The following is a 23426-nucleotide window of genomic DNA, read 5'->3' on the forward strand; positions in this document are numbered from 1 at the left end:
CTGGAATCTAGCTTTTGACTCCTAAGTAACTTTCAACGAACTGCACTCGCTCATCTACCAACATAAACGGTACTTCAACAACATCATAACCCAGCTCTTGATAGACGTTGACCAGCGCGTGGTGAATCTCTAACGCATCTTCAAACGGGTAAGGGCGTACTTCATCTTGAACATAGATCGAAGCCTCAGGGCGGCAGAATAACACTTGAGGGTGATATCCTTGGCTTGCTTCTTGGTAGGTCGCATCTATCTCTAGGTTAGCCTGCGCCAAATAGCCACAAATGTCCGGAATAGCACGATCGAGAAAGGCAATTGGATGTTGATTGGCTTGGTCTTTTTGCTCGCCCATCACACCTAAACAAAGCTCAGCAAAGCCGGGAAGGTTTACCCAAGGCAAGATACCGTCTTCAATCTGACTTTGCTGTTCTATTAACTGACGAGAGGACTCGGCGAAGGTGGGGTAACCCGCATCAGCCAACGCATTAATCAGTGTGGTTTTTCCGGCGCCAGGGCCGCCAGTAATAATGATTGGGTTCATACGGGCTTATCTTGATTCGTTTCTACTGATGTTATTTCTGGTTCAGTTGAGCTAGGAATTTATCTGATTCTGCGATCGCAGCATTCATCTGTTTAATCGCGTAGGCGATGTCTTTTTCTAAGCTCATGAACTCGCCTTGCAAAGAGCCAACCGCGCTCGCATTGAGGTTATGCTTTAAGTAAAGGGTGTTGTCTCGAAGGGTATTGAGAACCGGATCCATTTTCTTCTCAGCACGCTTCATTGCTGACAACATGGTCTTGTAAGAAGATTGAGTCTCGCGCAGCTTTTGTTCACTCGAACGACGCAGGGAGTCACTGGTATAGAGGTCGAGCTCGGCTTGCCACTCTTCAAATAACGCATCAGACACATCTTCAATCGCAGCTATTCGGTCACTCACATTTTGCGCCGCTTTTTCGCTGTCTTGGTATTTATCGTTTATCTTGTTGTACATGTCTTCTAGGTCGCCGCCACTGAAATTAGTTAGGCTGCTGAGTGCTTCAAGTGCGCTGGTAAACTCTTCCTGAGCATCCTGCTGCGACTCTTTCGCGTCTTCTACTCTGTCGACCATGATGTCACGTTTGTGATAGCCCACTTGCTCCATTGCAGAGTAATAAGCGGATTGGCATCCAGTAAGAGTAAAAATAGAGAGGACTATAACTATTAAATAAGGCATCCTAGTTTCCTATAGTTAAATAATATCAATCGTAGTAAATAACCGCTCAACCTAGCTTGTTAAAATCCTCGATAACGGCGTTAGAATTTTTGATTGTAGAATAACTACTTATCAAAAACTCTGCCTTGTTCTCAAGCCTTTTTCCTACGCTATTTTTGAACATTTATTCACTGTGATTGATATATCGGAATATTAATTAGGACTATGAACGAGTTACAAGGGAGTTACAAGTTGAAGATAAAAAAGGTCGGCACACTCAGTATTCAGTTTTCTCGCTATCTTTTAGCGCGAATGACGCACGATAGAGTGAATGTGAATGCGGGCTACTTGGCGTACATTACTTTGCTCTCGATCGTGCCTATGCTGACGGTATTGCTCTCTATCTTGTCGTCATTCTCCATCTTTGCTGATGTTGGTATCGTGATTCAAAACTTCGTTATTACCAACTTTGTTCCGGCGTCAGGAGATGCGGTGCACGGTGCCTTGCTCGAGTTTGTTGCCAATACAGGCAAGATGACGGCGGTAGGTAGTGTGTTCTTATTCATTGCAGCGCTGATGCTGATTTCGAATATTGATAAGAACTTAAACTACATCTGGCGAGTAACGGAAAAGCGGCGTGCGGTGCTGTCTTTCTCTATGTACTGGATGGTGCTCACGCTTGGACCAATTCTAGTGGGAGCGAGTATTGCTGCAACGTCTTACGTGACCTCATTGAGTTTGCTGCAAAATGAGGTGGTGTCTGGTGCTTTTAATACCGTAATTCGCAAACTTCCTTTGATTCTCTCTTTCTTTGCGTTCTTTGGTTTATACCTATTGGTACCTAATAAGAAAATCCACTTCTCACATGCGGCTGCAGGCTCTCTAGTAGCGGCTCTGCTGTTCGAACTCAGTAAGAAAGGCTTTGCGGCCTACATTACTCAATTCCCTTCTTACCAGTTGATTTATGGGGCATTGGCGGCAATTCCAATTCTGTTTGTCTGGGTTTATTTGTGCTGGCTGATCGTGCTGGTGGGGGCTGAGGTGACGGCCGCACTGGGTGAGCAGGAACAGTGGAGTGACTCGAAAGAAATGGTACACTCGTCGGATAAAGACAAAATCACAGAGCAAGGAAACAACAGTGATAGCACTGATCCAGAGAGTAAGTGAAGCTGCCGTCCGTGTTGATGGCGAAGTAGTTGGTGAAATTGAGCAAGGCTTATTGGTTCTGTTGGGCGTAGAAAAAGGTGATGACGAAGCCAAAGCTAAACGTTTGATGGAACGAGTGACCACTTATCGTGTCTTTGGAGATGAAGACGATAAAATGAACCTCAACGTCAAGCAGGTAGAAGGTAAGGTATTAGTGGTGTCTCAATTCACTCTGCCAGCCGATACTAAGAAAGGGACTCGAGCAGGGTTTTCTCGTGGTGCTCACCCAGAAGATGCTGAGCGTCTTTACAACTATTTTTCAGACCAATGTGAATCAGTGTTGCCAACGGAACGTGGCCGATTCGCAGCCGACATGAAAGTGTCTTTGGTTAATGATGGTCCAGTGACATTCTGGCTGCAGGTTTAGGCTTAAGGAATAAGCATGTTTAAACTCATAACACCAACCACCGAAAATCAACTAAATAAGTATTACCATTTTCGTTGGCAGATGCTCCGTGAACCTTGGCGAATGCCTGTAGGTTCTGAGCGCGATGAATATGACCCAATGAGTCACCATCGCATGATTGTTGATGGCCGTGGGCGCCCGATGGCGATTGGTCGTCTGTACATCACCCCAGATCTAGAAGGTCAGATCCGCTACATGGCGGTTAAGAACTCTCGCCGAAGCAAAGGCATGGGTTCGCTTATCCTGGTTGCGCTAGAGTCATTAGCACGCCAAGAGGGCGCTAAGCGTTTGGTGTGTAATGCACGTGAAGATGCGATCTCATTCTATGAGAAGAATGAATTTGAACGTCGTGGTGAGATTAACGATCAACGTGGCCCTGTGCGTCATCAACAGATGGTTAAACACCTTGATCCGATGGCTGACGTACTACGTAAGCCTGAGTGGTGTAATGAGCTTCAGCAACGCTGGGAACATCAGATCCCGATCAGTGACAAGATGGGCATCAAGATTAACCAATACACGGGGTACCAATTTGAGTGCAGTGCTCAGCTGAATCCCAACTTGAACCCTCATAACACTATGTTTGCAGGCTCTGCCTTTACCTTGGCGACCTTAACGGGGTGGGGGATGACTTGGTTATTGATGAAAGAGCGTGGGCTGACTGGTGATATTGTACTAGCAGACAGTAATATTCGTTATCGTCACCCGGTTGAGCAAAACCCTGTTGCCTCTACCTCATTGGATGGGATCAGTGGTGACTTGGACCGTCTCGCGTCGGGTAGAAAGGCACGTATCATCATTCACGTGACCATTCATAGCGGCGATGTGGAAGCGGTAGAGTTTACGGGAACCTATATGCTGATCCCCGACTATAAAAAGATACTCTCGACAGATTCTAAAGTGAGCGAATAGCTGACACCTGTAATACTGTAGATGTTGATCGAAAGCGCTACTCCAGAGGAGTGGCGCTTTTTTGTTGGCAGTCGTTAATCTCAGAATACTCAGCTTGGTCGAGCTTGCCTGAGATTTGGTTGCATGGGTCGGACAGCATAATCGAGAGCGAGTGTTGCTCTGTTTTAAGCAAGTCGAGTTCCCCAGACACCTCACCATTGAGCGTTTGAATTCTTTGTTCGCCTTGCTCCGCTGCCGATGCACCAATAATGTGCGCCGGTTCAAGTGTGAAACGCCCACGGTCAAAATTCGCATTAAGTTCTGGGATCTCGAAGACGTTATCGGTTGAGGTTTCAGAAAGGGTGTCGTTAAAGGTCATCACACCTTGGCGAATGCTGCCAGTGAGTTGCCCTGTGGTTGAGTAACCCAGCATCAATGAGTCACCGTATAACCCTGCGGCTTGAAGTTCGAACTCGCCATAACCGGTTGCATCGAGCGGCAATCCAAGTCGCTGCAGCATGGGTGCTATGGGTAAACCATCGGCAGAGATATCTATGCTCCATGGCCTACTGATTTGGTTAAAGTCGAGTGTTGCGTTAGCTTCAATGTAGCCATTCCGCAGTGGCGCAAACAGGCGTGTCAGCGTCCACTTTCCTTGTTCGCTATTCATTTCAACCACAGGTTGAGCGCTGAGAATACTTTGATAGCTGGCATCATTGGCGCTGGCCATAAGCTTTCCTTGCCACAACCCTAGCTTTCTATCCTTCAGTAGTTGAACTTGGTGTCCTTCCATGTGCAGCCCAGAGACTTGCCAGTAAGGCTTTTGTGCAAGTTGGATGAGTTGGGTACGTTCTACATTTAGTCGGTCTATAGAGGCTTGTTGAAGCTCTTTAAGCCAGGGTAGGAGGCGTGCCGCTGGCAGAGGTTTATCTTGATTTTCTGTGACCCATTTAATGCCTTGCAGGTCGAGCTGAGCCAATTTAATGCTGCTAGGGGTAACTTCACCATTGAACTGAACTGTGCCCTGCAGGAACTGAGTATAGAAATCTTCAATCAGAATCTGGTTTGTTTCTAGGTTGAGCTTGATATTTGGCTCGATGAAGATGTCATCATCAAGGGTCACTCCTTCTGCTTGCAGAGAAAAAATGGCTTTCTGCTGCTTCCACAGCTCAAATGGAAGTTGAATATTTTCTAAAGAGGCATCAAAAGCGACAAGGTGTCCGTTCTCCCATTCCACGTCGCTACGCAAAATATCTAAGCTATTGATGTGATTGACCTGAATACCTTCCACATCCCACTCTTTGCTTAGTAGGCTTTGGGTCTGTTTCTTATTGAGTCGTAAACCATCAACGGTCACATTCACTAACGACCAATCTTGCTGATACTGCTCTGCTTGTCCGGAAATCTTGGCGCCGCGCCAGTCAAAAGAAGCACCATAAAGGGTGCTGTCATTCGGCTTGAGGTCTAGATCAATCAACAGGTTATCGAAGGCTTCTCCTTGCCAATACAGTTGTGAGGCAGAGAGTTGGGTTTTTCCATAAGGCAGAAGCGAGTTGTCGTCGTTCCATGTTGGGGCAGAGATCTGCAGGTCGATGTCTCGCACATTAAACTCTGGCGTCGAGAAATCTAGATTATTGATTGCCAACTGACGCAGCTTGAGGTTTGGTTGGATAAACACTGATGTGAGTGTTGTTAGATTGTCGGCTTCTAACTGTAGTCCGCTGATCAACACAGAGTCTAAAACCAGTTTGGCTTCAAGGAGAGAGTCTGGGCTGAACCAAAAATCGATCTTGTCGATATACAGAGGTGCCTGTTTTTCGGGTTGGCTTTGGGTAATGCCCATTAAGGTGATGTGATAAGGCGCCTGATACTCTAAATCTTCAATGAGCACAGGTTGTTCAATCGTATGTTTGATAAAAAAGTTAGCCACATCCGCACGGTATTGGGTCTGCAGGCTTAATAGCAACGCTGCGATAGCTGCAACGGCGATAGCCAATACAATGCCGAACACCATGAATACCTTTTTCATTCCTTGAAAGCCTTAAATTTCAATAGTCTCAAAACAGAGTGGAACAAAAAGGGGCAAGCAGCAACAAAAAAGCCCCTCAAAAGAGGGGCTTGCTACAAAAATATCACTTTAAATTGGGCGTTCGCTTTTGGCTAAGCCCGAGCAGATGATTGGGTTAGTCCAGTTGAGGGCCAGCCGCAACCAGTGATTTACCTTCAGCGTTGTCTGTGTACTTATCAAAGTTGTTGATGAAGCGTTCTGCTAGATCTTTCGCTTTGCTTTCCCATTGTAGTGGGTCAGTGTACGTGTCGCGTGGGTCTAGGATCGCTGGGTCAACATCATGCAGCGCTAGTGGTACTTCTAGGTTGAACATAGGGATAACCTTAGTGTCAGCCTTGTCGATAGAACCATCTAGGATAGCGTCGATGATGCCACGCGTATCTTGGATAGAGATACGTTTGCCAGTACCGTTCCAACCTGTGTTTACTAGGTAAGCTTCAGCGCCAGCTGCTTCCATGCGTTTCACAAGTACTTCAGCGTACTGAGTTGGATGAAGCGTTAGGAACGCCGCGCCAAATGCTGCAGAGAAGGTAGGAGTCGGCTCTGTGATACCGCGCTCTGTACCTGCTAGTTTCGCTGTGAAACCAGATAGGAAGTGGTACTTCGTTTGCTCTGGAGTCAGTTTAGAAACTGGTGGTAGTACACCAAATGCATCAGCAGTCAGGAAGATAACCTTTTGAGCGTGACCTGCTTTTGATACTGGCTTAACGATGTTATCGATGTGGTGAATCGGGTAAGAAACACGAGTGTTTTCTGTTTTAGAACCGTCATCAAAATCGATAGAACCATCGCCACGAACCGTTACGTTTTCTAGCAGTGCATCACGGCGGATAGCATTGTAGATTTCTGGTTCTGCTTCTTTAGATAGACGGATAGTCTTCGCGTAACAACCGCCTTCAAAGTTGAAGATACCGTCGTCGTCCCAGCCGTGCTCATCATCACCGATTAGCTCACGTTTAGGGTCTGTTGATAGCGTTGTTTTACCTGTACCAGATAGACCGAAGAATACCGCTACATCGCCTTTCTCGCCGACGTTTGCACTACAGTGCATTGAAGCGATACCTTGCAGAGGAAGTAGGTAGTTCATCATTGCGAACATGCCTTTCTTCATCTCACCGCCGTACCAAGTACCACCGATGATTTGAACGCGCTCTGTTAGGTTGAAAGCAACGAAGTTTTCAGAGTTTAGCCCCTGTTTTTCCCAGTTAGGGTTGGTTGTTTTAGCACCGTTCATTACTACGAAATCAGGTTCGAACGTTGCTAGCTCTTCGTCAGTTGGACGAATGAACATGTTCTTAACGAAGTGCGCTTGCCACGCTACTTCAGTGATAATACGCACGCTTAAGCGCGTATCTGGGTTAGCACCACAATAACCGTCGATGACAAACAGGCGCTTGCCAGATAGCTGAGTTGTCACAAGCTCTTTTAGCTCATTCCATACTTCAGTTGTAATCGGTTTGTTGTCATTCTTGCCTTGATCTGACCACCACATGGTATCGCGGGTCGTGTCATCTTTAACAATGTACTTATCTTTTGGTGAGCGGCCAGTAAAGATACCAGTGTCTACCGCAACAGAGCCGAGTTCCGTTACTACGCCTTTTTCGTAGCCTTCCAAACCTGGCAGTGTTTCTTCAACGAATAACTGCTCGTAGCTAGGATTACGAAGAACTTCAGTAACGCCAGTCAGTCCGTGCTTAGTTAGATCAATTTGTGCAGCCTTTGTATGTTCCATAACGGTCATAGGTGCTCCTTGTAGGATATTTTGTAGGGATTTTGTATTAATTTTTTATTGTTATCTGCTCACCATGCTAGCAACGAGACTCGGGGGAAACAGGGATACAGCTCAAAAAATATCCACATTAACCATGGGGTTTTAAGCGTCTCGTCACATATTGGCCTAACTAGTCTATCCTGTACGCAAACCTTTGCGCTAGGGGCGAGAACATTATTAATTGATTAAAATTAAGCGGTGATTTTATTACGAGATGTTACGGAGTTTGCGCTGTTTTGATCACAAAAAAGGCCAGCTTAGTGCTGACCTTTTTGGGGTAAATTACGTGTTTTTGGTACGCCGTAAATTAATGAACCGTATTGCTGCCTTTATCTGCTGCTTCTGCGTACAGTGCGTCAACATCGTTCTTGTCGAACGAGTAGTTTGTGCCACAGTAATCGCAGTGTAGACCAACGCTTCCTTCGGTGCTTAGGATGTCGTAGATCTCTTCTTGAGCAACGGTAATGATTGCTGCTGCGCTTCGATCGCGTGAACAACCGCAGAAGAATTCAACCGGTTGTGGTGTGAATAGCTGTACTTTCTCTTGGTTGTATAAACGGTAAAGCAGCTCGTTCGCTTCTAGAGTGAATAGCTCTTCGTTTTTAACGGTATCTGTTAGTTGCTCTAGGTGCTCGAAGTCATCTGGAGTACCAGTACCGTCAGGCATCACTTGTAGCAACATACCCGCAGCATGTGCTTTGCCTTCATGCTCACCAGTACGCAGCCATAGACGAGTCTTAAGCTGTTCAGAGTTAGCGAAGTAGCCTTCAAGTACTTGTGCAAGCGTGTCACCTTCAAGACCAACGATACCTTGGTAACGCTCACCTTTCTTAGGATCGATGGTGATCACTAGGTGACCTTTACCCATTAGGTCGTGTAAACTTGCGTCGTCTGCGATATCACCTTCAAAGCGAGCCACACCACGGATCTTCTGATCGTGGTCGCCATTGATAACTGCTAGAGATACTGGGCCGTCACCTTGCAATTGCATAGTGATAGAGCCTTCAAACTTTAGAGTCGCAGTCAGTAGCGTTGTTGATACCAATAGCTCACCCAGTAGCTTTTGCACGGGTGTTGGGTATTCCTTGCTAGAAATAATCTGTTGGTACGCTTCATCCATTTGTACCAATTCACCACGTACTGATAGGTCTTCAAATAGGTAGCGATTTAAAACATTGTTGGCCATTTGGCTATTCCTTCTAGCTTATTGATGCTTGAACTTGATGATGTCACGACGTTGCTTCTTATCAGGGCGACGCTCTGGAGCTGGGTTATGAGCATTCAGTTTACGCTGTGTCGCAAACTCTTCTCTTTTTGCCAAGCTCTCGGTGGTTTCTTCGTAGAGGGTTTGAGCGATCGGAGCTCCACCGCGATGGGCAGAGATTTTCTCGATCGTCACCGTCTTTTCTTCATTACCTTGGCGCAGTGTAATCACAGCCCCAAGTTCGACAATTTTACTTGGCTTGCTGCGCTGACCATTATAGTGGACTTTGCCACCATCGACCATGTTACGAGCAATCGACCGGGTTTTGTAAAAACGAGCTGCCCACAACCATTTATCGAGTCTGACAGCTTCATTAGCAGTTTTCATATAGGACTGTGCCTTATTAAGTGAAAAATGAATGCGGTTTAACTGTAATGAACAGTGCGCAACATGTTTTTGATGATGCTTATCACATTAAGTAGAAGCTTAAAGTGGAGGCGGTTGGCATTTTTTTCAAGTCATAAGACAAAATAGCCATGTTATGCCGATTTATAGATTTGCTATGATATAGTTCAGGATCTTATGGCTTAAATAAGCTTGGTATCGAACGAATGAATAAAAAAGCTGAAAGTTTAATGATTTGCAGCGTTTGTCGTCATGAAAAGGGACAAGGACAGTGAACTTTTTAGAGCTCAAAAATCGCGTAGGAAATTCTCCTATGTTGAGCCGCTTATTAGAGAATGGATTTGTACTTCAGCAGAAACTAAGCCTAGCGACCTGTTGTGTATTGATTGCAGCTTCCGCATGGATTTTAGGACAACTTGCATGGTTTATCGAACCTGCTGAGCAAACCGTCGTGCCTTGGGCTGCAACGGCTTCCTCGTCTCCTGCCCCTAAATCGACGCTTGATATCTCTTCTTTGCAGCAGAGCAACATGTTTGGTGCTTATAACCCAACCACGCCAGCTGTCGTTGAGCAGCCAGTTATCCAAGATGCACCAAAGACACGATTGAATCTGGTTTTGGTGGGGGCTGTCGCCAGTTCGAATCCAAAACTGAGCTTAGCGGTGATCGCGAATCGCGGCACGCAAGCAACCTACGGCATTAACGAAGAGATAGAAGGCACTCGAGCTAAGCTCAAAGCTGTGTTAGTGGATCGCGTAATCATTGATAATTCAGGTCGAGACGAAACACTGATGCTTGAAGGTATTGAATACAAGCGTTTGGCTGTATCAGCGCCTGCGGCACCTCGTAGCTCTTCTTCAGTTCGTGGTAATAACCCGGCTTCTGCAGAAAAGAAGCTTGATGAAATTAAAGCGAAGATAATGAAAGATCCGCAACAAATCTTCCAATATGTTCGCCTGTCTCAGGTGAAGCGCGACGATAGCGTTATTGGTTATCGTGTGAGCCCTGGCAAAGATTCAGAACTTTTTAACTCAGTAGGGCTCCAAAGCGGAGATATTGCTACTCAGTTAAATGGTCAAGACCTGACTGACCCCGCCGCTATGGGCAACATATTCCGTTCTATCTCAGAGCTGACAGAGCTAAACCTCGTCGTTGAGCGAGATGGGCAACAACATGAAGTGTTTATTGAATTTTAAAACTTTGCGTCCAACGAAGGACGAAAGTGTAGGAGAAGTACGTGAAGCATTGGTTTAAGAAAAGTGCATGGTTACTGGCAGGAAGCTTAATCTGCACACCCGCAGCCATCGCGAGTGATTTTAGTGCCAGCTTTAAAGGCACTGATATACAAGAGTTTATTAATATCGTTGGTCGTAACCTCGAGAAAACGATCATCGTTGACCCATCGGTGCGTGGGAAAATCGATGTACGTAGCTACGACGTGCTTAATGAAGAGCAATATTACAGTTTCTTCTTAAACGTATTAGAGGTGTATGGCTACGCGGTTGTTGAAATGGACTCTGGTGTTCTTAAGATCATCAAAGCCAAAGACTCTAAAACTTCGGCAATCCCTGTTGTTGGTGACCGTGATTCGGTCACTGGTGATAGTGTTGTAACACGTGTAGTGACGGTTCGTAATGTCTCGGTTCGTGAACTTTCTCCTCTACTTCGTCAACTGAACGATAACGCAGGTGCGGGTAACGTTGTGCATTACGACCCAGCTAATATCATCCTGATTACTGGCCGAGCGGCGGTAGTAAACCGTTTAGCTGAAATCATCAAGCGTGTTGACCAAGCGGGTGATAAAGAGATTGAAGTCGTTGAGCTGAAAAATGCCTCTGCGGCAGAGATGGTGCGTATTGTTGACGCCCTAAGCAAAACCACAGACGCGAAGAATACGCCGGCATTCCTACAGCCTAAATTAGTTGCGGACGAGCGTACCAACGCGATTCTGATTTCCGGTGACCCTAAGGTGCGTAGCCGTCTAAGAAAGCTTATCGAGCAACTTGATGTAGAAATGGCGACCAAGGGCAACAACCAAGTTATCTATCTTAAATATGCAAAAGCCGAAGATTTGGTTGATGTGCTGAAAGGCGTGTCGGACAATCTGCAGTCAGAGAAGCAATCATCAACCAAAGGCAGTTCATCGAAACGTAACCAAGTAATGATCTCAGCTCATAGTGATACCAACTCTTTGGTTATTACTGCACAGCCAGACATCATGAATGCGTTGCAAGATGTGATCGCCCAGTTGGATATTCGTCGTGCTCAAGTATTGATTGAAGCTCTAATTGTTGAAATGGCAGAAGGTGATGGCGTTAACCTTGGTGTGCAATGGGGTAACCTAGAAACGGGTGCCATGATTCAGTACAGCAACACTGGTGCATCGATTGGTGGTGTAATGGTGGGCCTAGAAGAGGCGAAAGATACTGAAACGACCACTGCAGTCTATGACGACAACGGCGACTTTGTGCGTAATGAGACGACTACAGAAGCTGGTGACTATTCAACCTTGGCTTCTGCACTTTCTGGTGTTAATGGCGCGGCTATGAGTGTAGTGATGGGTGACTGGACTGCATTGATTAGTGCGGTAGCCACCGATTCAAACTCAAACATCCTATCTTCTCCAAGTATTACCGTAATGGATAACGGCGAAGCGTCGTTCATCGTAGGTGAAGAAGTTCCGGTTCTAACTGGTTCTACGGCTGGTTCAAGCAACGATAACCCATTCCAAACCGTTGAACGTAAAGAAGTAGGTATTAAGCTGAAAGTTGTGCCACAAATCAATGAAGGCGACTCGGTTCAGCTACAAATAGAACAAGAAGTGTCGAATGTATTAGGTGCAAACGGAGCCGTTGATGTGCGTTTTGCGAAGCGTCAACTGAATACGTCGGTGATTGTCCAAGATGGCCAGATGTTGGTACTTGGTGGCTTAATTGACGAACGCGCACTGGAAAGTGAATCTAAGGTGCCATTCTTGGGTGATATCCCTGTTCTAGGGCATTTGTTCAAATCAACCAGTACTCAGGTTGAGAAAAAGAATCTAATGGTATTCATTAAGCCAACCATCATCCGTGATGGCATGACGGCTGACGGTATCACTCAACGTAAGTATAACTTCATCCGAGCGGAGCAGTTGTACAAGGCTGAGCAAGGACTTAAATTAATGGCAGACGATAACATCCCTGTATTGCCTAAATTTGGTGCCGATATGAATCACCCGGCTGAAATCCAAGCCTTCATCGATCAAATGGAACAAGAATAATGGCTGAATTGGTAGGGGCGGCACGTACTTATCAGCGCTTGCCGTTTAGCTTTGCGAATCGCTATAAGATGGTGTTGGAATACCAGCACTCTGAACGTGCGCCGGTGCTTTATTATGTAGAGCCTCTAAAATCGGCGGCGATCATTGAGGTAAGTCGAGTTGTGAAAAATGGCTTCACGCCACAAGCGATCAGCGCAGACGAATTTGATAAAAAACTGACGGACGCGTACCAGCGTGACTCGTCAGAAGCTCGCCAACTAATGGAAGACATTGGTGCCGACAACGACGACTTCTTTTCGCTAGCAGAAGAGCTGCCTCAAGACGAAGACTTACTCGAATCAGAAGACGATGCACCAATCATCAAGTTGATCAATGCGATGCTGGGCGAGGCAATCAAAGAAGGTGCTTCGGATATTCATATCGAAACCTTTGAGAAATCGCTGTCTATCCGTTTCCGTATTGATGGTGTGTTACGTGATGTGTTAGCGCCGAGCCGTAAACTGGCTCCATTATTGGTTTCGCGTGTAAAGGTTATGGCGAAGTTGGATATTGCGGAAAAACGCGTGCCACAAGATGGCCGTATTTCTCTGCGTATTGGTGGCCGAGCGGTCGACGTTCGTGTATCAACCATGCCTTCTTCACATGGTGAGCGTGTGGTAATGCGTCTGTTGGACAAGAACGCGACTCGTCTAGACCTGCATAGTTTAGGCATGACGGCAGAGAACCACGAGAACTTCCGAAAACTGATCCAACGTCCACACGGTATTATCTTGGTTACAGGTCCTACGGGTTCTGGTAAATCAACGACCCTGTACGCTGGCCTGCAAGAGCTCAACAGCAACGAGCGAAATATTCTCACGGTTGAAGATCCTATTGAATTTGATATCGATGGCATTGGTCAAACACAGGTGAACCCTAAGGTTGATATGACCTTTGCTCGTGGCTTACGTGCCATTCTTCGTCAAGATCCCGATGTCGTAATGATTGGTGAGATACGTGACTTGGAGACCGCTGAGATCGCTGTTCAAGCCTCTTTGACGGGTCACTTGGTAATGTCGACTCTTCACACCAATACAGCAATCGGTGCGATTACACGTCTACGTGATATGGGCATCGAACCCTTCTTGATCTCTTCTTCGCTGCTGGGTGTTCTGGCTCAGCGCTTGGTTCGTACTCTGTGTAACGACTGTAAAGAGCCTTACGAAGCAGATAAAGAACAGAAAAAGCTGTTTGGTATGAAGAAGAAAGAGAGTTTGACGCTTTACCATGCAAAAGGATGTGAAAGCTGCAGTCACAAAGGTTATCGAGGCCGTACTGGTATTCATGAACTACTGATGATTGACGATTCGGTACAAGAGCTGATTCACAGTGAAGCTGGTGAACAGGCAATTGAGAAAGCAATTCGTGGCACAACACCAAGTATTAGAGATGATGGCTTGAGCAAAGTTCTTAAAGGGGTAACGTCCCTAGAAGAAGTGATGCGCGTGACCAAGGAAGTCTAATATGGCGGCATTTGAATACAAAGCACTGGATGCCAAAGGTAAGAGCAAAAAGGGCTCGATTGAAGCGGATAACGCTCGTCAGGCTCGCCAACGCTTAAAAGAACAAGGCTTGATGCCAGTTGAGATGACCGAAGCCAAGGCCAAAACGGCGAAAGGAGCTCAGCCCTCAACCAGCTTTAAGCGTGGTATCAGTACGCCTGATCTCGCTTTGATTACTCGTCAAATATCCACGCTCGTTCAATCTGGTATGCCGCTAGAAGAGTGCTTGAAGGCTGTTGCCGAGCAGTCTGAAAAGCCACGTATTCGAACCATGTTACTGGCGGTTCGCTCGAAGGTAACGGAAGGTTATTCGCTAGCGGATAGTTTGGCTGATTACCCACATATCTTCGATGAACTGTTTAGAGCCATGGTTGCGGCTGGTGAGAAATCTGGTCACTTAGATGCGGTATTGGAGCGACTAGCCGATTACGCAGAAAACCGTCAGAAGATGCGTTCTAAGTTGCTGCAAGCGATGATCTACCCAGTCGTGCTGGTGGTGTTTGCGGTGACGATTGTTTCGTTCCTACTGGCAACCGTGGTACCTAAGATCGTTGAGCCTATTATCCAAATGGGCCAAGAACTTCCTCAATCGACACAATTTTTATTAGCATCGAGTGAATTTATCCAGAATTGGGGCATCCAATTACTGTTGTTGATCATCAGTGTGATTGTGTTGATTAAGACTGCGCTGAAAAAGCCCGGCGTTCGAATGAGTTGGGATCGTAAGCTATTAAGCATTCCACTGATCGGCAAGATCGCGAAAGGGATTAATACCTCTCGTTTTGCACGAACACTCTCTATCTGTACTTCGAGTGCGATTCCTATCCTCGAAGGAATGAAGGTGGCAGTTGATGTAATGTCGAATCATCATGTGAAACAGCAAGTATTACAGGCATCAGATAGTGTTAGAGAAGGGGCAAGCTTGCGTAAAGCGCTTGATCAAACCAAGCTCTTCCCTCCAATGATGCTGCATATGATCGCCAGTGGTGAGCAGAGTGGTCAGCTAGAACAAATGCTCACTCGTGCAGCCGATAACCAAGACCAGAGTTTTGAATCGACCGTCAACATCGCGTTAGGTATTTTTACACCAGCACTTATCGCTTTGATGGCAGGCTTAGTGCTGTTCATTGTGATGGCGACTTTAATGCCGATGCTTGAAATGAATAATTTAATGAGCGGCTAAATTACTGCTCATAAGACGTTAGTTTTTGGATTATCGAGAAGAAGGGCATTATTACCTTCGACTCGCTGTCTGTAATTTGGAGAAAATAATGAAAAATAAAATGAAGAAACAATCAGGCTTTACTCTATTAGAAGTGATGGTTGTTGTGGTTATCCTTGGCGTATTGGCGAGCTTTGTTGTGCCTAACCTATTGGGTAACAAAGAGAAGGCTGACCAACAAAAAGCTATCACTGATATCGTGGCGCTAGAGAACGCGCTCGATATGTACAAACTGGATAACAGCGTTTACCCAACAACGGATCAAGGTCTTGATGCATTGGTTTCTAAACCAAGTAGCCCAGAGCCTCGTAACTACCGTGACGGTGGCTACATCAAGCGTCTACCTAACGACCCATGGGGCAACGAGTACCAATACCTAAGCCCTGGTGATAACGGCACTATCGATATTTTCACTCTTGGTGCTGATGGCCAAGAAGGTGGTGAAGGTATTGCTGCGGATATCGGTAACTGGAATATGCAAGATTTTCAGTAAGCTTAGGCTTATTGTCGCTTGATGCCGTTATTTGATGTTAGAGCGTAAACAGATGGAGTCTAAAAGGTGAAAACTAAGCAAACGCAGCCAGGTTTCACCTTAATTGAGATTCTATTGGTGTTGGTATTACTGTCAGTGACGGCGGTCGCGGTGATCGCGACCATTCCTACCAATAGCAAAGATGTTGCCAAAAAGTATGCTCAAAGCTTTTATCAGCGAGTTCAATTGCTCAATGAAGAGGCGATTTTGAGTGGTTTGGATTTTGGCGTTCGTGTTGATGAAAAGAAATCGACCTATGTACTGATGACTCTTAAGTCTGAAGGTTGGCAAGAAGTCGACTTTGAAAAAATTCCCTCTTCAACTGAATTGCCGGAAGAACTCGCATTATCACTGACTCTAGGCGGTGGCGCATGGGAAGACGATGATCGGTTGTTCAATCCAGGAAGTTTGTTTGATGAAGATATGTTTGCTGATCTTGAAGAGGAAAAGAAGCCGAAACCACCACAGGTCTACATCTTATCAAGTGCTGAAATGACACCATTTGTGTTGTCGTTTTATCCAAATACAGGAGACACGATACAAGATGGTTGGCGTATTCGAGTTTTGGATAATGGTGTAATTCGATTGCTCGAACCGGGAGAAGAAGATGAAGAGGAATAACCGTTCTCCTTATCGTTCTCGTGGTATGACTCTTGGTTCTCGAGGAATGACTCTGCTTGAGGTATTGGTTGCACTCGCTATTTTTGCTACCGCAGCGATCAGTGTGATTCGTGCCGTAACCCAGCACATCAATACACTCAGTTATCTCGAAGAAAAAACCTTCGCCGCTATGGTTGTTGATAATCAAATGGCTTTGGTGATGCTGCATCCTGAGAAACTTAAAAAAACGCAGGGTACGCAAGAACTAGCGGGAAGAGAGTGGTTCTGGAAGGTGACACCGATTGATACCAGCGATAATTTATTAAAGGCGTTTGATGTGAGTGTGGCAACCAGTAAGAAAGCCTCTCCAGTGGTTACGGTGCGCAGCTATGTGGTTAACTAAGAGAATGTGGTTAAGTAAAAGCATGCCGTTAGCTACAAGCAAATCGCTAAGTAACAGCATCTCCGCCAATAGGCGTGTGCCTCGTAAACAAGGTTTATCTTCAAAAGGGAGAGGCTTTACCTTAATTGAAGTCTTGGTCTCGATTGCTATCTTTGCCACTCTGAGTATGGCGGCTTATCAAGTAGTCAATCAGGTACAGAGAAGCAACGAACTTTCAATCGAGCGCAGTGCTCGTCTAAATCAACTGCAACGTAGTTTAGTCATTTTAGATAATGATTTTCGCCAGATGGCGGTGCGACAATTTCGCACCAACGGTGAAGAAGCATCATCTAAGCTGATCTTAATGCAAGAGTATCTACTGGATTCCGATAGCGTTGGCATCATGTTTACTCGCCTTGGTTGGCATAACCCACAGCAGCAGTTTCCTCGCGGAGAAGTCACCAAAGTTGGTTACCGCCTTAAAGAAGAAACGCTTGAGCGGGTATGGTGGCGTTACCCCGATACACCTGCAGGCCAAGAAGGTGTGATTACTCCTTTGCTTGATGATGTTGAAAGCTTGGAATTTGAGTTTTATGACGGAAGCCGCTGGGGCAAAGAGTGGCAAACCGACAAATCGCTACCGAAAGCGGTAAGATTAAAGTTAACCCTGAAAGATTATGGTGAGATAGAGCGTATTTATCTCACTCCCGGTGGCACGCTAGATCAGGCCGATGATTCTTCAAACAGTGACTCTTCAGGCAGTAATGAGGGGAATAATGACTCATCGAACTAATAAGCTTGCACTGACAAGGTCGGCTATGAGGCGCAAGCAGCGTGGTGTCGCGCTGATCATTATTTTGATGCTACTGGCGATTATGGCAACCATAGCTGGCAGTATGTCGGAACGTCTGTTTACTCAATTCAAGCGTGTAGGCAACCAGCTGAATTACCAACAGGCTTACTGGTACAGCATTGGTGTAGAGGCGCTAGTGCAAGACGGCATTAGGCAAAGCTACAAAGACAGTGATACGGTCAACCTAAGCCAGCCGTGGGCATTGGAAGAGCAGGTATACCCCTTGGATTATGGGCAAGTTAGAGGGCGTATTATTGATGCGCAATCTTGTTTTAATCTCAATGCATTAGCGGGAGTGACGGCCACTTCAAGTAACCAGACACCTTATTTAGTGACGGTTTGGCAAACCTTATTAGAAAACCAAGATGTTGAGCCTTATCAGGCCGAGGTTATCGCACATTCAAGCTGGGAATTTGTTGATAGTGATACCCGAACCACCTCTTCAGCAGGTGTAGAAGACAGTACCTATGAGGCGATGAAGCCATCTTATTTGGCGGCCAATGGTTTAATGGCCGATGAATCGGAACTACGAGCGGTTTATCAAGTCACTGGTGAAGTGATGAATAAGGTTCGCCCATTTGTTTGCGTTCTGCCGACCGATGATTTCCGTTTGAATGTGAATACTCTCACAGAAAAGCAGGCGCCGTTGTTGGAAGCGATGTTTGCCCCCGGCTTAAGTGAGTCGGATGCTAAACAACTGATAGACAAACGCCCATTTGATGGTTGGGACACGGTGGATGCTTTTATGGCTGAATCTGCCATTGTGGGTGTGAGTGCCGAAGTCAGCAAAAAAGCGAAAGCATATTTAACTGTAGATAGCGCCTATTTTGAGCTAGATGCAGAGGTCTTAGTTGAGCAGTCACGTGTGCGTATACGGACGCTTTTCTATAGTAGTAATCGAGAAACAGTGACGGTAGTACGCCGTCGTTTTGGAGGAATCAGTGAGCGAGTTTCTGACCGTTCGACTGAGTAGCGAACCACAAAGCCCTGTGCAGTGGTTAGTTTGGTCGACAAGCCAACAAGAAGTGATAGCAAGTGGCGAACTGTCTAGCTGGGAGCAGCTTGATGAGTTAACGCCTTATGCTGAAAAGCGCAGCTGTATCGCTTTATTGCCGGGAAATGAGTGCTTAATCAAGCGTGTTGAGATCCCGAAAGGTGCTGCTCGCCAGTTCGACTCTATGCTGCCGTTTTTGTTAGAAGACGAAGTCGCACAAGATATCGAAGATTTACACCTGACTATTTTAGATAAAGATGCAACGCACGCTACCGTGTGTGGTGTCGATCGCGAATGGTTAAAGCAAGCGTTAGACCTGTTTCGCGAAGCCAATATTATCTTCCGTAAGGTGTTGCCAGATACACTGGCGGTGCCTTTTGAGGAACCTGGTATCAGTGCATTGCAGATCGACCAGCATTGGCTACTACGCCAAGGCAACTATCAAGCGGTATCGATCAGCGAAGCTTGGTTACCGATGTTTTTGCAAAGTGATTGGGTTGTTGCTGATGACGAAGAGCAAGCGACGACTATCTTCAGCTATACAGCAATGCCGAGCGACGATGTCCAACAGCAAAGCGGCGTAAAATGGCAAGCAAAGCCTGCGGAACTGGTGATGTCTTTACTGAGCCAACAAGCGATCACCAGTGGCGTAAACTTACTGACTGGCACCTTTAAAACCAAATCTTCATTCAGTAAATATTGGCGCGTATGGCAGAAGGTTACGATTGCTGCTTGTTTGCTGGTGGCTGTGATTGTGACTCAACAAGTGTTGAAGGTTCAACAATACGAAGCACAAGCACAAGCTTACCGCATGGAGAGTGAGCGTATCTTTAGAACTGTGCTGCCAGGAAAACAACGTATTCCAACTGTGAGCTACCTTAAGCGTCAGATGAACGATGAAGCTAAGAAATATGGCGGCTCAGGCGATGGTGATTCCTTACTAGGCTGGCTAGCGTTACTGCCAGAAACTCTAGGGCAGGTGAAGTCAATCGAAGTCGAAAGTATTCGCTACGATGGTAATCGTTCTGAGGTTCGACTACAGGCGAAAAGTTCTGATTTCCAACACTTTGAGACCGCGAGAGTAAAACTCGAAGAGAAGTTTACTGTCGAGCAAGGTCCATTAAACCGTAATGGCGATGCCGTATTTGGCAGCTTTACTCTTAAACCCCATCAATAACCTGCGTAAGGAGATCAGTGATGAGAAATATGATTGAGCCACTCCAAGCGTGGTGGACTTCAATAAGTCAAAGAGAGCAACGTTTAGTTATTGGTTGCTCAATTCTATTGGTGGTTGGTGCCGTTTATTGGGGGCTAATCCAGCCACTCAGTCAGCGAGCTGAACTTGCACAGAGCCGTATTCAAAGTGAGAAGCAACTACTGGCTTGGGTAACCAATAAAGCCAATGAAGTGGTTGAGTTGCGAGGCAGCGGTGGTATCAGTGCTAGTCAGCCTCTGAACCAATCGGTGCCAGCTTCTATGCGTCGCTTTAATATCGAGCTGATACGTGTGCAACCTCGTGGCGAGATGCTACAAGTGTGGGTAAAACCTGTGCCTTTTAATAAGTTCGTTGACTGGCTGACATACCTGAAAGAAAAACAGGGTGTTGAGGTAGAGTTTATGGATATTGATCGCTCTGATAACCCTGGGGTTATTGACGTCAACCGACTACAGTTTAAACGAGGTTAATGTGAAACGCGGTTTATCTTTTAAATATGGCCTGCTATTTAGTGGCATCTTTATCGTCTTTTTCTCAGTGAGCTTGTTGCTGCACTTACCGGCTTCTTTTGCTCTTAAGCAGGCACCGGCTGTGCGTGGCTTGAATATTGAAGGTGTAGAAGGGACTGTTTGGCAGGGCAGCGCCAATAATATCGTGTGGCAGCGCATCAACTACGGTTCAGTTCAGTGGGATTTCCAGTTTTCTAAGTTATTCCAAGGCAAAGCGGAACTAGCGGTTCGCTTTGGTCGTAACAGCGACATGAACTTATCAGGTAAAGGGCGTGTCGGGTACAGCATGAGCGGCGCCTATGCAGAAAACCTCGTGGCTTCAATGCCTGCTATGAACGTGATGAAATACGCCCCAACCATTCCAGTACCGGTTTCTGTTGGTGGGCAAGTTGAACTGACGATTAAGCATGCGGTTCACGCTCAGCCTTGGTGTCAATCTGGCGAAGGTACACTAGCTTGGTCTGGTGCTGCAGTCGACTCTCCTGTTGGATCGTTAGATCTTGGCCCTGTGATTGCGGACATCACTTGTGAAGACAGCACGATTGCAACCAAAGGTACTCAGAAGAGCGACCAAGTGGATAGCGAGTTCTCTGCGAGTGTCACGCCTAATCAAAGCTACACCTCGGCGGCATGGTTTAAACCGGGCGCAGAATTCCCGCCAGCCATGCAGAGTCAGCTTAAGTGGCTAGGTAACCCAGATAGCCAAGGCAAGTACCAGTTTACTTATCAAGGGCGTTTGTAGCCCAGTATCTACTTCTTAGCTAGCATCCGTTGGCTATCCAGTATCGAGATATAAAAAATGGGCACCTCACTGAGGTGCCCATTTTATTTGAATATCAGATTGTTATGAGACTAAGTGGTTTTAGTCTTTGCCCTGTAAGATCTCAGCCCAAGGCAAGTCCGCATCACCAAGCACAATGAAGTTCGGGTTCTCAAGCGTTTCTCTTTCATTGTAAGAGAGTGGCTCTAATTGAGTGCTTAAGATGCGTCCCCCCGCCTCTTCTACAATGCACTGTGTCGCAGCGGTATCCCACTCGCCAGTAGGTCCAAGGCGCAAGTAACAATCGACAGCACCTTCTGCGACTAAACAGGCTTTCAAAGCTGCTGAGCCTAATGGTACTAAGTCATAGTTCCAAGCGGGACTCATACGGCTAGTGATACGATTGATGTCTTGGCGACGGCTGATCGCCATTGCAATAGATTGGTTTGGTAGCTCATGACGATGCGTTTTGATTTTAACGCTGTCGTTAAGGTCTGGAATTTTCCAAGCCCCTTTACCGCTGTAAGCGTAATAGCTCACACCTGAAACCGGTGCATATACCACACCCATTACCGGCTTGTTGTGCTCGATTAGGGCGATAATTGTCGCGAAATCACCGCTTCTTGCAATGAACTCCTGCGTACCGTCCAGTGGGTCAACTAGCCAGTAGCGGTCCCATTGTGCGCGCTTTTCTAGGCTAATGTCAGCGGCCTCTTCAGATAGCACAGGGATATCTGGCGTGAGTTCACTGAGTTTTTTCGAGATCAGTTTATGCGCTGCCAGGTCGGCACTGGTGACTGGCGTGTCGTCACTCTTGGTGAACTCTTCGTAATCTTTTTTTTCGTAGATCTCTAAAATGAGCTGGCCTGCAGAGCGAGCAACCTCAATCACAGAGGGTAGGAGATGAGATAAATCTTTTGTTGTTGGCATAAATATTCTCTTACTCTTCGGGGCGCTTATGGCTTTAGTTATTATTTAGCGAGCGAAGGGTCAATAGTAGGGCGGTAATACTGCGAGCTTCACAGAAGTCGAGATGCGTTAATAGCTCTTCGGCTTGAGCAAGCGGCCAGCGCACAATGTCCAGTGGTTCAGGTTCATCACCTTCTAGCTTCTCTGGGTAGAGGTCTTCTGCGATAAACAGCGTCATTTTGCTAGAAAAGTAAGAGGGAGCGAGAATCACTTCCTTGAGTGGAGTGAGTTTGTTAGCACCAAAGCCAATCTCTTCTTTGAGTTCACGAACCGCGGCGTCACTTGGTTGCTCACCTGGATCAATCAGTCCTTTCGGAAAGCCGAGTTCGTAGCGTTCAGTTCCCGCTGCATATTCACGTACTAATAGAATATCGCCTTGCTCAGTAATCGGAACCATCATCACTGCGTTGCGCCCGCTAGGCTTCATGCGTTCGTAAGTGCGCTCTTCACCGTTTGAAAAGCGTAAGTCGAGAGACTCGATAGAGAATAGTCTTGATTGAGCGACAGTTTGTTTAGCCAAAATCTCTGGCTTGGTCCTTTTTGTCATTGCGCTCGCTCCTTAGCTCATTGGAATTCTTTCTTATAAAGTCATTCTAATATAGGGGAAATGACCTTGAGTTCCTAGATCCGAGTTTTCATATCCGAAAATTATTGAAGCAGGAATCGATTACGATCACTTGAATACCTTACTCAAGATGGTAACGAGGTGAAAAGATTGCTGGATAACAAAAGGGTATAGAGAGAACGAGATAGTCCTAACTTGCTCATCCATATAACAAAAAAGGTTGACGCTTGCGCATCAACCTTTCAAATAGCGATTAACTCTAAATTAGAGATTAGTAGTAAGAGTGCTCACCACGATCGTGCTCAGTTGCATCACGAACAGCAGTCAGTTCACCTTCGAACTGCTGAAGAAGTTCTTTCTCGATGCCTTCTTTTAGCGTTACATCAACCATAGAACAACCGTTACAACCACCACCGAATGCTACGATAGCTGCGCCGTCTTCAGTGATTTCTACCAAGCTAACGTGACCGCCGTGACCAGCAAGTTGTGGGTTAACTTGTGTTTGAATTGCGTATTCAACGCGCTCTAGAAGTGGTGCATCGTCTGATACTTTACGCATCTTAGCGTTTGGTGCTTTAAGTGTTAGCTGAGAGCCCATTTTGTCAGTAACGAAGTCAATTTCAGCTTCGTCTAGGAACGGTAGGCTTAGCTCATCAACGTATGCAGAGAAAGCTTCGAATTTAAGTTCTGTGTCAGACGCTTCAATAGCATCTGTTGGGCAGTAAGAAACACCACACTCTGCGTTTTGTGTACCTGGGTTTACCACGAACACACGAATGTTTGTACCTTCAGGCTGCTGTGACAGCAGATTGGCAAAATGAGTTTGAGCTGTTTCTGTAATAGTAATATTTGACACGACGAATACCTGAGTAAATTTGTAG

At 46.2% G+C, this 23426-nt stretch carries 24 protein-coding genes; 15 read left to right on the forward strand and 9 right to left on the reverse strand.

The genetic code is table 11. From position 1 onward, the window contains the following. Window positions 1–7: 7 nt before the first annotated feature. Window positions 8–538, reverse strand: a complete 531-nt coding sequence (locus OCV56_RS00555; protein ID WP_086711627.1) for an AAA family ATPase — start codon at window positions 536–538, stop codon at window positions 8–10. 31 nt (window positions 539–569) lie between these two features. Continuing rightward, window positions 570–1211 carry a DUF2959 domain-containing protein gene (locus OCV56_RS00560; protein ID WP_086711629.1) on the reverse strand — a complete coding sequence of 214 codons (642 nt, stop codon included), beginning with the start codon at window positions 1209–1211 and terminating at the stop codon, window positions 570–572. A gap of 204 nt (window positions 1212–1415) precedes the next feature. On the opposite strand from OCV56_RS00560, the gene OCV56_RS00565 reads away from it, so the two are divergent. From OCV56_RS00565 to OCV56_RS00575, 3 genes are read left to right on the forward strand one after another with little or no spacing between them, the layout of a single operon-like run. Next, entirely contained in the window at window positions 1416–2357 is a 942-nt protein-coding gene (locus OCV56_RS00565; protein ID WP_086711632.1) for a virulence factor BrkB family protein, read from the forward strand. Then, on the forward strand, window positions 2329–2763 hold the full coding sequence (gene dtd, locus OCV56_RS00570) for a D-aminoacyl-tRNA deacylase (protein WP_004735590.1): 435 nt from the start codon (window positions 2329–2331) through the stop codon (window positions 2761–2763). Before OCV56_RS00565 ends, dtd begins: the two co-directional genes overlap by 29 nt. A 15-nt stretch (window positions 2764–2778) precedes the next feature. Continuing rightward, complete coding sequence (locus tag OCV56_RS00575) at window positions 2779–3714, forward strand: bifunctional GNAT family N-acetyltransferase/hotdog fold thioesterase (protein WP_086711636.1); 936 nt, start codon at window positions 2779–2781, stop codon at window positions 3712–3714. A gap of 37 nt (window positions 3715–3751) precedes the next feature. On the opposite strand, the gene OCV56_RS00580 is transcribed toward OCV56_RS00575, so the two are convergent. The 4 genes from OCV56_RS00580 to hslR all read right to left on the reverse strand — a co-directional run bounded on the left by OCV56_RS00580 (window position 3752) and on the right by hslR (window position 9123). After that, on the reverse strand, window positions 3752–5722 hold the full coding sequence (locus OCV56_RS00580) for an AsmA family protein (protein WP_086711639.1): 1971 nt from the start codon (window positions 5720–5722) through the stop codon (window positions 3752–3754). Between the two features lie 154 nt (window positions 5723–5876). Continuing rightward, window positions 5877–7502 (reverse strand): phosphoenolpyruvate carboxykinase (ATP), encoded by a 1626-nt coding sequence (gene pckA, locus OCV56_RS00585; RefSeq protein WP_061033108.1) that lies wholly within the window; start codon window positions 7500–7502, stop codon window positions 5877–5879. A gap of 337 nt (window positions 7503–7839) precedes the next feature. After that, on the reverse strand, window positions 7840–8718 hold the full coding sequence (hslO, locus tag OCV56_RS00590) for an Hsp33 family molecular chaperone HslO (protein ID WP_086711643.1): 879 nt from the start codon (window positions 8716–8718) through the stop codon (window positions 7840–7842). An 18-nt stretch (window positions 8719–8736) separates the two neighbouring features. Further along, window positions 8737–9123, reverse strand: coding sequence for a ribosome-associated heat shock protein Hsp15 (gene hslR / locus OCV56_RS00595; protein WP_048607611.1), 387 nt, complete (start codon window positions 9121–9123; stop codon window positions 8737–8739). A 331-nt stretch (window positions 9124–9454) separates the two neighbouring features. On the opposite strand from hslR, the gene gspC reads away from it, so the two are divergent. The 12 genes from gspC to OCV56_RS00655 all read left to right on the forward strand — a co-directional run bounded on the left by gspC (window position 9455) and on the right by OCV56_RS00655 (window position 20993). Further along, the gene (gene gspC / locus OCV56_RS00600) at window positions 9455–10336 is read left to right on the forward strand and encodes a type II secretion system protein GspC (RefSeq protein ID WP_086711646.1); all 882 of its coding nucleotides are present in this window, start codon (window positions 9455–9457) and stop codon (window positions 10334–10336) included. Between the two features lie 41 nt (window positions 10337–10377). Then, window positions 10378–12402, forward strand: a complete 2025-nt coding sequence (gene gspD / locus OCV56_RS00605) for a type II secretion system secretin GspD (protein ID WP_086711648.1) — start codon at window positions 10378–10380, stop codon at window positions 12400–12402. After that, window positions 12402–13904, forward strand: a complete 1503-nt coding sequence (gspE, locus tag OCV56_RS00610) for a type II secretion system ATPase GspE (RefSeq protein ID WP_086711651.1) — start codon at window positions 12402–12404, stop codon at window positions 13902–13904. The genes gspD and gspE overlap by 1 nt, the downstream gene beginning before the upstream one ends. 1 nt (window position 13905) lies before the next feature. Continuing rightward, window positions 13906–15126, forward strand: coding sequence for a type II secretion system inner membrane protein GspF (gene gspF / locus OCV56_RS00615; protein WP_061019413.1), 1221 nt, complete (start codon window positions 13906–13908; stop codon window positions 15124–15126). Window positions 15127–15214: 88 nt separating this feature from the next. Continuing rightward, window positions 15215–15658 carry a type II secretion system major pseudopilin GspG gene (gspG, locus tag OCV56_RS00620; protein ID WP_004741459.1) on the forward strand — a complete coding sequence of 148 codons (444 nt, stop codon included), beginning with the start codon at window positions 15215–15217 and terminating at the stop codon, window positions 15656–15658. Window positions 15659–15724: 66 nt separating this feature from the next. Beyond that, on the forward strand, window positions 15725–16318 hold the full coding sequence (gene gspH, locus OCV56_RS00625) for a type II secretion system minor pseudopilin GspH (RefSeq protein WP_086711653.1): 594 nt from the start codon (window positions 15725–15727) through the stop codon (window positions 16316–16318). Next, entirely contained in the window at window positions 16305–16700 is a 396-nt protein-coding gene (gene gspI / locus OCV56_RS00630) for a type II secretion system minor pseudopilin GspI (RefSeq protein ID WP_086711656.1), read from the forward strand. Before gspH ends, gspI begins: the two co-directional genes overlap by 14 nt. 4 nt (window positions 16701–16704) lie before the next feature. Then, window positions 16705–17472, forward strand: a complete 768-nt coding sequence (gspJ, locus tag OCV56_RS00635) for a type II secretion system minor pseudopilin GspJ (protein ID WP_390903672.1) — start codon at window positions 16705–16707, stop codon at window positions 17470–17472. Further along, window positions 17456–18505: a type II secretion system minor pseudopilin GspK gene (gene gspK, locus OCV56_RS00640; protein WP_086711661.1), complete on the forward strand. Its 1050-nt coding sequence runs from the start codon at window positions 17456–17458 to the stop codon at window positions 18503–18505. Before gspJ ends, gspK begins: the two co-directional genes overlap by 17 nt. Next, on the forward strand, window positions 18474–19703 hold the full coding sequence (gene gspL, locus OCV56_RS00645) for a type II secretion system protein GspL (RefSeq protein WP_086711664.1): 1230 nt from the start codon (window positions 18474–18476) through the stop codon (window positions 19701–19703). The genes gspK and gspL overlap by 32 nt, the downstream gene beginning before the upstream one ends. A gap of 20 nt (window positions 19704–19723) precedes the next feature. After that, the gene (locus OCV56_RS00650; protein ID WP_086711667.1) at window positions 19724–20212 is read left to right on the forward strand and encodes a type II secretion system protein M; all 489 of its coding nucleotides are present in this window, start codon (window positions 19724–19726) and stop codon (window positions 20210–20212) included. Between the two features lies 1 nt (window position 20213). Continuing rightward, a complete protein-coding gene (locus OCV56_RS00655) occupies window positions 20214–20993 on the forward strand; it encodes a type II secretion system protein N (RefSeq protein ID WP_086711669.1) in 780 nt (259 codons plus the stop codon). Window positions 20994–21113: 120 nt separating this feature from the next. On the opposite strand, the gene cysQ is transcribed toward OCV56_RS00655, so the two are convergent. From cysQ to nfuA, 3 genes are all read right to left on the reverse strand, one after another. Then, the gene (cysQ, locus tag OCV56_RS00660; protein ID WP_086711671.1) at window positions 21114–21941 is read right to left on the reverse strand and encodes a 3'(2'),5'-bisphosphate nucleotidase CysQ; all 828 of its coding nucleotides are present in this window, start codon (window positions 21939–21941) and stop codon (window positions 21114–21116) included. Between the two features lie 34 nt (window positions 21942–21975). Beyond that, window positions 21976–22527, reverse strand: a complete 552-nt coding sequence (gene nudE / locus OCV56_RS00665) for an ADP compounds hydrolase NudE (RefSeq protein WP_061033119.1) — start codon at window positions 22525–22527, stop codon at window positions 21976–21978. A gap of 289 nt (window positions 22528–22816) precedes the next feature. Then, window positions 22817–23401, reverse strand: coding sequence for a Fe-S biogenesis protein NfuA (gene nfuA, locus OCV56_RS00670; protein WP_026084098.1), 585 nt, complete (start codon window positions 23399–23401; stop codon window positions 22817–22819). Window positions 23402–23426 lie beyond the last annotated feature (25 nt).

It is taken from the genome of Vibrio gigantis, from assembly GCF_024347515.1.
GTDB classification, from domain to species: domain Bacteria; phylum Pseudomonadota; class Gammaproteobacteria; order Enterobacterales; family Vibrionaceae; genus Vibrio; species Vibrio gigantis.